Genomic DNA, 232 nt, shown 5'->3' with positions numbered 1-232 from the left:
CTTGGTGCCGCTGCCCGAGTTCGTGCCGTCGACGTCGAAGCCGATGATGCTCACGTAGTTGCCGCGGTTGTCCCACGCATTATTGTTGCTCGAGCTGGCCGGCGGCACCACCTTGGCGCCCCACTTCGTCGTCGACACCCAGTAGATGCGGGCCGAGCTGGTGCCGCTGTACGTGGTCTTGATGCCGCCGGCGTAGGTGCCCGGCGCAACCCAGACCGTGGTGCCGGCGCGC

The organism is Massilia sp. Root335 (genome assembly GCF_001425685.1).
Classification (GTDB): domain Bacteria; phylum Pseudomonadota; class Gammaproteobacteria; order Burkholderiales; family Burkholderiaceae_D; genus Telluria; species Telluria luteola.
This window is presented reverse-complemented; position numbering follows the sequence as displayed.